This window comes from Microvirga sp. Mcv34, assembly GCF_024519725.1.
Lineage (GTDB): Bacteria > Pseudomonadota > Alphaproteobacteria > Rhizobiales > Beijerinckiaceae > Microvirga.
Genome location: NZ_JALJRK010000003.1, coordinates 169,602 through 178,529, shown reverse-complemented (window position 1 = coordinate 178,529; position 8,928 = coordinate 169,602). Strand labels below are relative to the sequence as shown.

At 60.9% G+C, this 8,928-nt stretch carries 16 protein-coding genes; 9 read left to right on the top strand and 7 right to left on the bottom strand.

The window, feature by feature from the left end:
• The 7 genes from OC446_RS03370 to OC446_RS03340 are packed head-to-tail and all read right to left on the bottom strand — an operon-like array spanning window position 1 to window position 2,585.
• Window positions 1-216 (bottom strand): hypothetical protein, encoded by a 216-nt coding sequence (locus tag OC446_RS03370; RefSeq protein WP_262027633.1) that lies wholly within the window; start codon window positions 214-216, stop codon window positions 1-3.
• Window positions 217-246: 30 nt separating this feature from the next.
• Complete coding sequence (locus tag OC446_RS03365; protein WP_262027632.1) at window positions 247-552, bottom strand: hypothetical protein; 306 nt, start codon at window positions 550-552, stop codon at window positions 247-249.
• Window positions 549-773: a hypothetical protein gene (locus tag OC446_RS03360; protein WP_262027631.1), complete on the bottom strand. Its 225-nt coding sequence runs from the start codon at window positions 771-773 to the stop codon at window positions 549-551. The genes OC446_RS03365 and OC446_RS03360 overlap by 4 nt, the downstream gene beginning before the upstream one ends.
• Before the next feature lie 27 nt (window positions 774-800).
• Entirely contained in the window at window positions 801-1,028 is a 228-nt protein-coding gene (locus OC446_RS03355) for a hypothetical protein (RefSeq protein ID WP_262027630.1), read from the bottom strand.
• On the bottom strand, window positions 1,025-1,726 hold the full coding sequence (locus tag OC446_RS03350) for an exonuclease domain-containing protein (protein ID WP_262027629.1): 702 nt from the start codon (window positions 1,724-1,726) through the stop codon (window positions 1,025-1,027). The genes OC446_RS03355 and OC446_RS03350 overlap by 4 nt, the downstream gene beginning before the upstream one ends.
• Window positions 1,723-2,004: a hypothetical protein gene (locus OC446_RS03345; RefSeq protein ID WP_262027628.1), complete on the bottom strand. Its 282-nt coding sequence runs from the start codon at window positions 2,002-2,004 to the stop codon at window positions 1,723-1,725. The genes OC446_RS03350 and OC446_RS03345 overlap by 4 nt, the downstream gene beginning before the upstream one ends.
• The gene (locus tag OC446_RS03340) at window positions 2,001-2,585 is read right to left on the bottom strand and encodes a 40S ribosomal protein S25 (RefSeq protein ID WP_262027627.1); all 585 of its coding nucleotides are present in this window, start codon (window positions 2,583-2,585) and stop codon (window positions 2,001-2,003) included. The genes OC446_RS03345 and OC446_RS03340 overlap by 4 nt, the downstream gene beginning before the upstream one ends.
• Window positions 2,586-3,140: 555 nt before the next feature.
• On the opposite strand from OC446_RS03340, the gene OC446_RS03335 reads away from it, so the two are divergent.
• The 9 genes from OC446_RS03335 to OC446_RS03295 all read left to right on the top strand — a co-directional run bounded on the left by OC446_RS03335 (window position 3,141) and on the right by OC446_RS03295 (window position 8,868).
• The gene (locus OC446_RS03335; protein ID WP_262027626.1) at window positions 3,141-3,263 is read left to right on the top strand and encodes a hypothetical protein; all 123 of its coding nucleotides are present in this window, start codon (window positions 3,141-3,143) and stop codon (window positions 3,261-3,263) included.
• Between the two features lie 17 nt (window positions 3,264-3,280).
• The gene (locus tag OC446_RS03330) at window positions 3,281-4,075 is read left to right on the top strand and encodes a hypothetical protein (RefSeq protein ID WP_262027625.1); all 795 of its coding nucleotides are present in this window, start codon (window positions 3,281-3,283) and stop codon (window positions 4,073-4,075) included.
• A 53-nt stretch (window positions 4,076-4,128) separates the two neighbouring features.
• Window positions 4,129-4,866: a hypothetical protein gene (locus OC446_RS03325; RefSeq protein ID WP_262027624.1), complete on the top strand. Its 738-nt coding sequence runs from the start codon at window positions 4,129-4,131 to the stop codon at window positions 4,864-4,866.
• Complete coding sequence (locus tag OC446_RS03320) at window positions 4,847-5,086, top strand: hypothetical protein (protein ID WP_262027623.1); 240 nt, start codon at window positions 4,847-4,849, stop codon at window positions 5,084-5,086. The genes OC446_RS03325 and OC446_RS03320 overlap by 20 nt, the downstream gene beginning before the upstream one ends.
• Before the next feature lie 20 nt (window positions 5,087-5,106).
• On the top strand, window positions 5,107-5,700 hold the full coding sequence (locus OC446_RS03315; RefSeq protein WP_262027622.1) for an MT-A70 family methyltransferase: 594 nt from the start codon (window positions 5,107-5,109) through the stop codon (window positions 5,698-5,700).
• 25 nt (window positions 5,701-5,725) lie between these two features.
• Window positions 5,726-7,201 carry a replicative DNA helicase gene (locus tag OC446_RS03310; protein ID WP_262027621.1) on the top strand — a complete coding sequence of 492 codons (1,476 nt, stop codon included), beginning with the start codon at window positions 5,726-5,728 and terminating at the stop codon, window positions 7,199-7,201.
• An 11-nt stretch (window positions 7,202-7,212) separates the two neighbouring features.
• Window positions 7,213-7,803 (top strand): hypothetical protein, encoded by a 591-nt coding sequence (locus OC446_RS03305; protein ID WP_262027620.1) that lies wholly within the window; start codon window positions 7,213-7,215, stop codon window positions 7,801-7,803.
• A gap of 2 nt (window positions 7,804-7,805) precedes the next feature.
• A complete protein-coding gene (locus OC446_RS03300) occupies window positions 7,806-8,030 on the top strand; it encodes a response regulator transcription factor (RefSeq protein WP_262027619.1) in 225 nt (74 codons plus the stop codon).
• A 286-nt stretch (window positions 8,031-8,316) separates the two neighbouring features.
• Window positions 8,317-8,868 (top strand): hypothetical protein, encoded by a 552-nt coding sequence (locus OC446_RS03295; protein WP_262027618.1) that lies wholly within the window; start codon window positions 8,317-8,319, stop codon window positions 8,866-8,868.
• Window positions 8,869-8,928: the final 60 nt, after the last annotated feature.

Here is an 8,928-nt window from a genome sequence, read left to right as displayed (position 1 = left end):
TTAGACGCCTCCCAGATCGGAATAATCTTCGGGATTGACGCAGAGGACGCGGCCGGCCGTCGGAGGCGTCGCCTTGTCCGTCATCTTGCCGGCCGCGACGACGCGCTCCGTCTGTTTGTCGCGGAGGGAGAATTGTCCCTTCGGGATCGAGTCGTCGGCGCGGACCGGCGCGGAGCCGTGGCGGATATGGTGTCGAATGAGATCCTTCGCGCTCATGGTGGCGCTTTTCCTTTCTGGCTTGGAAGATCAGCAGGAGCCGGCGACGGGGCCGATATGGTCCTCGGCAGGAGGGCCGGCTCTCACAGCGGCGTTAAAGGCGGCCGTCGCTTCGCTCATCATGACGAGACGATCGAACGGATCGAGTTTCGAGAGGAACTCTCCGGCTACGTAAAAGAGAGAGACAGCGACATAAGCGCCGATGATCTCTTCGTCGGCGTTCTCCGGGTTGTCTTTCCGGAGCGCGACGAGTTCTCCCTTCGGATCCGTCGCGGTCCAGTCTTTGACGAGTTTTCTCGTCTGACAGCGGAGGCAGAGGCAGGGATCGCCGCTCATTTGCCGGCGCCTTCAGCGGAGCCGGACTTCTTCCCCTTCTCGTCCTTCGGCTTGCCGGCGCCCATCGCTTCGAGGATCGCAGCGTTCGAGCGGATCAAGAGGAGATCGACGCGGACGCGAGCGCGGACGTCGGCGTCGACTTGCGCGTTCCCTTCGAAGAGGGAGAGGCGCTTCTCTTCCGCGCGGAGGGACTTCAAAAGCTCTTCGAAATTATGCGCCATTGTGGCGGCTCCTTCAGGGTTGAGAGGTCAAATTCCGGCCGCGGCTTCGATCGCTACGGCCTTCAGGCGTTCCCATTGGACGGACGTCGCGTCCGAGTTCGGGATCCGACGTTTCGTCCATGAGTATTCGCGGCGTTCGATCTTTGGGACGGCGCTCCAATGCTTCCCGCAGATCCATTCGTTCCAAGGCTTCAGCTTCTCGGCGGCGATCGTCCGGCGGCAGAAAGGGACGCAGCAACGGACGCGCTCCGTCATGGCGCCTCGCCTCCGTTGAGGTAGTGCCGCGCGGTGTGCTTGGTGTCCTCGTCCATTTCCTGACGAAGAATCCATTCGAGATAGTCGCGCGGGACTTCGGTCCATTTTTTTCCGCGGTGTTTTCCGAAGTTGATCTTCGGCAGGAGCGACGGCTCCGCGGTCCAAGCGATCATCTCCTCGATCGTCGCGACCTTCAGAAGCTCGACGAGGATATGAGCGGTAACGTAAGCGTCCGGCGCGGCGCGATGCGGCGGCATGGCGAGAGCGTCGTCGAAGTCAGCGGCGGAGTCGCAATCTAGCCAATAGCGGAGAACTCCGTTCGAATGTCCGGGAGCCTCCGGCCATACGCGACGCGCGGCCTTTAGTGTGCAGATCCAGGGGATCGAACCTCCCGCGAAGAATTCCCGCTCGAAGCTCGCGTTATGAGCGACGAAGATGTCCGGCGTGTCATCCATCAGGAGCCGGAATCCGCGATCGACAGGAGGCGCGAATTTGACCTCATGATCGCGGATATGATGGACGGCCATAGCTTCGGGCGGGATCGGCCGTCCGGGATTGACGAGCATCCCGAAGCCTCGATCGATCTTGGCTTCGCCGTCCTTAAACAAGACGTCGCGGAATCCGACCTCGCAGATCGCGGCATCCGGAGGCGTTCCGGTCGTCTCGAAGTCGACGAGCCTTAGAAGCATCTCCTTCATTGCTTCGCGCCTCTCTCCTCGATGATCTCGGCCAGATCCCTTTGAACGGACAGGCCGCAGACGAGGACGACAAAGAGGCCGACGAGGAGAGCAACGATCGAGGCCGTCGTCGCGAGCATCTCCGGAAATTCGAGGAGGATCGCCAGCGTCCGGAGCGAGAGAAACGCTCTCAGTCCGAGGAAGAAGAACGCAATCACGAACAGGCCGGCGGCGACGCCGATCGCGACGCAAACGACGCCCATAACGGCACAGAGGGAGATATAGCGAAGGCGGCTCATGATGCGTTCGCCTCCTGGCAATCCTCGAAGCGGATCCGCTTTGACGTCCGGGTGAAGTGGACGATCCGTCCGGGAACGGAGACCTCGCGGATCCACCCTCCGCGCTCCAGGAATCGGAGAGCCTGTCGCGCGGTCTCTTGCGGGATCTTCAGGCGAGAGGCGACGTCCCGGATCGTCGTCGCGGCGCCGTCCTCTTTCCGATCGAAGACGATCTTCGCGGCATCGAAGCGGATCGTCGGCATCCGGCCGCGATTGCGGATCTTGTAAGCGCCTTTCTGGCGCGACGGGCCGGCGAAGAGGTCGCCGACGATCTCAGGGACGACAGGCTTCCCGCTCATGGCGGGAGCGATCGCGGCGTTAAGCTCGTCCGAGGACGGGCCGGCATTGGCGAAGCGATCGAGATCGGAGGCGAGATCCTCCGGGAGCTTCTCGATCGTAAACGTCCCGGCGCCGAGACCCTTCTCCGGCTCCGACGCGAACGCGAGCGTCAGACCTCGGAACGTGATGGTCGTCGTCGTCGGCAGATCGACGAGAGCCTTAACAAGCTCCGCCGGCCGATAGGCTTTTCCCGCTTCAATCATGGGGGCTTCTCTCTCTGGGGGTGAAGAAAAGGGGCCGCCGGCAAGTCGGGGGCATGGTTTCAGGGGGCGCCGGCGGCCTCCGCGTCACTCGGACGCGAACTCGGAATTTCGAATTTCGGAGATCAGGCTCGACTCGGCCGGGAGGCGGAGGAGCGGGGGCGATTCTGTTGTCATCGGGTCGTGTCCCTCTGGGGTTCATCGGATCGAGCGAGAGGCTCCAGGGAGCGAAACGGCCGATCGATATCCCATGAGAGAGGGCTAAACTCGCGGAACGTCAATCCTGAAATTTCAATTTCTGAATTTCGAAATTCGGATCACATTTGACGTTGATCGATCAAAATTTCGGCCCTATGCCGGATGGGTCATCCCAAAAACAGCGGAAAACCTATGATTTCCAAGGCAAATAGCAGAGGCGACGAGGTCCGCTTCGCTCTGAAGTTCATCCGGGAACACATCTTCCGGAACGATCAAACGAAATTCGGAGAGATCGCCGGAGCTTCGAAGGCTACGGTTTCGCGTTGGGAATCCGGCCGCGGATTTCCGGACGCCGGTCAAATGTCCCGGATCCGGAAGGCCGCGATCGAGGCCGGTATCGATTGGGACGACCGTCTCTTTTTCGAGGTCCCGAAGAGCTTCGCCGGTGCGCCGGCGGACGAGCGCCGCACGGTCGCGGCTTAACGAAGGAGGTCGCCGATATGGCGAAACAGAAAGACTCTCAGATCGTGGAACGCCTCACGCCGGCGGAACAGCTAAAGGCGCTCCTGGCGAAGCGGAAGGGAACGAAGTCCCGCGTCGCCGAGGAAAATCAGTCCTATGGCGCCTCTCTGAATCATGCCGTCGAACACGCGCATTTGAATAAGAAGGCGTTCAACATGGCGGCCGATCTCGAGAAGATGGAAGAGCCGCGGCGCTCCCAGACCTTTCGGGCGTTCATGTACTATGTCGATTGCTTCGGGCTGAATTCGCAAGTCGACCTCGAAGACCTCATTAAGAAGTCGGAAGAAGAGGATCGGGCGGAGGAGCAGAATAACGGCGCTCTTATGAGCCGAATTCTCGACGGCGACGCTCCGGCCGGCTTCGGCGAGAAGGATAACCGCCTCGTCTCCTTCGAGCTTGCTATCCTCGAGCAAGGCGACGAGGTCGCGGTCAACCTCGGCTTGAATCGCTTCCTCGCCGATCATGCGGACGAGGGAGTCGACTTCCTCGGCGAAGCTCGATTGATCGCCGCTCGCCGGATCGCCGTCCTCCGCGGCGAGGATCCGGAGGAGGTCTCCCTCGAGGGTCAATCCGAGATCGATCGCGTCTTCGGAAATTCGGAAGGCTCCGCCGGTGGCGACGAGAACGGCTCCGACGAGGACGACGTCCGTCCGCGCTTCCTGAAGGATCGCGAGGCGCAGGACGCCGAGGCCGACGCAGCGCAGGAGGAGAAGACCTCCCGTCGCGGCCGGAAGAAGACGCCTCCTCCGGCGTTCGGCGCCAACGTCCATTAACGACAGAATGAGCGGCGCCGGCGAGCGCCGCTCCTTTTCTTCCAGGGGTAGCAATGGCGAAAGAAGTAATCCTCGGACTCGACCTCGCGACGAACGTCGGCGTCGCTTGGGGACCGGCAGACGGGAAGCCGTTCGCGGCGACTTGGAATATCGGCGGGACTGTCTCGATCCTCTCGCCGGAGGAGAAGGGCGTTAAGCTCCTCCGGCATCTCCTCGACTTCCTATCGATGCAAAAGATCGATCGCGTCTATATCGAAAAGCCGATGACGCCGGTCGTTATGGCACAGATCGGGACGACGCCGGAGACGGCTCTCTTCCTGATCGGGATCGCTTATCTCGTCCTCGTCACATGCAAGAGCCGCGGGATCCGCGCGGAACTCGTCGACTCTCAGAAGGTCCGAAAACACTTCATCGGACAGGCGACAAGCGGCAAAGGCCGCGACAAGTCCGGGAAGACGAAGACGCAGGACAAATGCCGGCTCCTCGGATGGAGCTTCCAGAATCCCGATGAAGCCGATGCTTTAGCGGTATGGTCGTTTGGCGTCGGACAAACGAATCCCGCGATCGCCCATATCGTCGATCCGCTCTTCGCTTACGGCATGAAGCCAGCGCCGGCTCCCGCTCCGAAATTCGGCGCTCCGAAGTCTCCTCCTAAAGCTCCTCCTCCGGCCGTCCCGACGGTCGAGTCTGTCTTCGGCCGCGGTCCGGATGCGCGGAAGCGCCTCGAGGACGTCAAGCCGGGAGACGTCATCTCCTTAAGGGATCGCGGCCATGGATCCGGCAAAGCGTAAGCGACAGGGTTCGCACATCAAGAAACAAGCCGCGATCGCGCTCAATGCGAAGCGCCGCGCGGAACGACTAGCAGAGGCGACGACGCCGAGGACGGACGCGGAATTGATCGCCGAGTTCGTCGCCTCCGGAAAGGTGAAGAAGCTCCCAGAAGGCCGCGCCGATGGCGCCTTCTCCGGGACGGTCTTCGGAGCCTTCGCGAAGAAAATCACAGACCTCTAAAACGACAGGCACGACAGAGAATGATTATCGAGAACGGTCCCTTCGCCGGTTACGAGCGCAACGCTTATAACTTCATCATGAGCGATCCGCCTTGGCGCTTCGCGACCTTCTCCGAGAAGGGCAAAGAGAAGAAGAGCGCCGAGAACCATTATCAGACGATGACGCTCGAGGAGATTAAGGATCTCCCGGTTCATGATCTCGCCGCGAAGGATTGCCTCCTCTGGCTCTGGGGGACTCATCCCATGCTTTGCGAGGCGATCGACGTCCTTCACGCTTGGGGCTTCAACTATTCGACCTCCGGCGTCTGGGGGAAGCGGACGACGAACGGGAAGCTCGCGTTCGGGACCGGCTACGTCTTCCGGAATTCCTCCGAGATGATTCTTATCGGGAAGCGTGGGAAGCCGAAGGTTCATTCCCGGCGAATCCGATCGCTACTCGAGGGTCCGCTCCGCGCTCACTCCCAGAAGCCGGAAGAGGCTTACAGCGCAGCGGAGGAAATGTCCGGTCCGGATGCTCGCCGCTTCGATATGTTCTCGCGACAGGTCCGTCCGGGTTGGGACGCTTGGGGCAATGAGACGACGAAGTTCAACGATCTAGCGGCCTCGGCGGCTTGATCCCTTCCCGACACGACACGGCATCATGAACAACAATCAAAACGCCTCGCCTTATGGCGAACTCCCGACGTCCCTCGAGACCGAAGCCGGTCTCCTGGGAACGATCATGCTTCATAACAAGGCGCTCGATAGCGTCCGGACGCTCGTCTCCTCGGACGACTTCTCGCAGCCGATCACGGCCGCGATCTTCGCGGCAATGTGCGAGCTTCGAGAGGGAAATCAGGCGATCACGGCCGCTCTGATCGGCGCGAAGATCGGGAAGGTCGAGGGCCTCGGCGACGAGCCGCTCTCCGCGGTCCTAGCTCGGTGGACGACTTATCAGTCCGTCCCGGCGGAACAGGCTCCCTCCTATGCGCGGATCATCCGGGAATATGCGAACCGGCGCCGCGTCATCACGGAATCGATCGACGTCGCGGAGAAGGTCCGGAACGTCCGCGTCGGACTGAAGGAGGAGGTCGAGAAGCAGATCTCCGCGCTCGACGGCGTCCTTATGTCCGAGAACGTCTCGACGGCCGCCAAACCTAAAACAATCGTCTTGGAGGATATCCTTATGAACGCCGAAGATCCGTCCCGTATGCCGCGCGGGATCACGACAGGACTAGAAGATCTCGATCGCCTAACGGGCGGCTATGTCGCCGGCGATCTTTGGATCGTCGGAGCGCGGCCTTCGATGGGTAAATCGACGATCGCCGTCGCCTCCTCGAGACAGGCGGCCGCCTATAACCTCGCGGACCTCCTGAAGCTTCGGGCCGCGAACGGTGTCCTCTTCGAGACTCTCGAGATGACAGTCGAGCAGACGCACCAACGACTCCTTACGGATATGTCGTGGCAGTATCGACAGCCGATCGCTTATCAGAAGTTCCGGCCGTCGCCGACGATGAAGGGATCCGCCTTCACGCCGGAAGAACTATGGCGCCTCCGGGAAGCGGCCGAGGATCTGAAGCGCCTCCCGATCGAGGTCGAGGGCCGTCCGGGGATGACGATCCCGGAACTCGGCGCGAGGGTCCGCAAGTGGAAGGAGCGTTTCGAGCGCAGAGGAGCGCCGCTCCGGCTCGTCGTCGTCGACCATATCGGAAAGATGCGGCCGGTCCGGTCTCACAACGGGAATCGCGTGAACGAGATCGGCGAGATTACGGAGGGACTGAAGGCGATCGCCGTCAATAACGACGTTTGCGTCCTCGCGCTCTGTCAGTTGTCGCGAGCCGTCGAAGGCCGCGAGAACAAGCGTCCGCAGTTGGCAGACTTCCGCGACTCCGGTCACATCGAACAAGACGCCGACGTCATCGGCGCTCTTTACCGTCATCAATACTATGTCGATCGAGATCCGACGCTCCAGGCTAAGGCGATGGAGGACGGGACGGACTCGCATGACTTCACGCATGACCTCGAATTTCACGTTTTGAAGAATCGTCTCGGAGAGATCGGACAGGCGACTCTCTTCGTCGATATGCCGGCGAGCGTCGTCAGGAACGGCGCCGGCCTCCGTAGCAGCGAAGACTAAGGGAAAGCATCATGACAGACACGAAGCCAGCGATCGGCGGCGAGCATCTCGAGAGCGCGATCGCGCGGATCAAAGCGTTCGCGGAGAAGGAGGCGGCCGCCGGGAATCTCCTCGGCCTCACTTACGAGGAGACGGTCGCTCTCGCCTCCCATCTCGATTTACTGAAGGCCGAGGGAATGGTCCCTCCCTCGATCGAGGAGCGCCTTCAGCGGATCGAGGAGATCCTCGCGCTCGCGTTCCCGGACCGGATCGTCCTCGGCGACGGGATCGTCCGGCTCTTCTCCGGGAACGTCGGGAAGGCGATCGAGATCGTCGACGAGAGGAATCCCGTCGGGACGCCGTCGAAGGTCGAGGAGGCGATCGCGGCGAACCTTAAGACGATCGAGGTCCAGATCCCGGAGGAGGAGCCGGCGCCTAAGCGGATCGAATGGACGAAGCCGCTCCGGACGATCGACGGGCGGCCGGCGCGGGTCTCTAGCATCTTCGAACTTAACCGGCTCGTTCGCGTCAGGATCGATGGTCAGGTTTACGAATACGGGATCGACAGCGGGAAGCCGCTCGATCTCGGGCCGACGATCGAGAACGTCCCGGAGGAGGTCTAGTCATGGTTGCTTGGCGGCATCTCAGCGAGCGCGAGAAGCAGATCCTAAAGCTCGCGGCCGACGGCGCCGGCTCAAAGGAGACCGGCTCGATCCTCGGCATTACTGACGCGACGGTGAAGGTCCATCGGAAGAGCCTCTATCGGAAGATGGGAGCTAAGAACGCTCCTCACGCCGTCGCGATCGCCTTCCGGAAGGGATGGTTCGACGAGGAGAAGGCCGCCGGTTAATCCCGGCGGCGCCTCCGAATTTCCGGGACGGTTAGTCGCACAACGGCCGGAGCCTCCTCCTCGAGCCTCAAGGATTCGAGGACGCGAGGCTCCTTCCCTTTCAGGGTCCGAAGGATTTCCAGGGCCGTTAAGGGATCCGTATAGACTTGAGCGGTACGCATTGAAGGACTCCCGGAGGGCTAGTTAAGCCTGTCTTAAGCGTAATCCTTGACATAGCGGAAATGTTTCATATGTTGCTGCCCATGGCGCAAAAGGGTTAAAAAAGGCTCAGATATGAGAAAATGTCTTGAGAATTTCACTTTTGCGGGATTACCTTTCAAACGTCGGGGCTAAAAAACCGAACGTCGAAATCAGGGGGTCGAAAATGGTTATGATGCAGATGGCAAGTGAAAGCGCGGCGCGAACCATAAATCGGGGGGCGTCCTCAGTATCAAAGAAGTTAAACACCATGAACGCGGCAAAGAAGACCAAAGACAAATCCGACGCCAGTTCGACGACGACAAAGGAAACGCGACCATACAAGGAAGGTCGTCGTTTCCGGCCGGTTAGCGAGAGGATGGCGAAGCCTGTCTCTCCTCGGATGATGAAAGTCCTCGAGCTAATGGCAAAACCTACGGCGGTTTGCCTAGTCATTTACGAGCAAGATTCCCAAAACAGTTCGGCGGCCGTTATCGACGCCGACGGCGGTCAAGAGGAAGTTAGATGGGACGCCGTCCATTCCTGCCGGCTCCGCGGCTTCCTGGATTGGATGAAGGGTCCGGAGATGGGGAACGTCGCTTCCGTCCTCTATTCGATCAATAAGGACGGCCGCGAGGCGCTCCGGACCGGCCGCGGCTGATCCCTTCCTTACGCTACAGTAACGAAAAAAATAGGCCGCTCCTCGGTTGCAGGGGCGGCC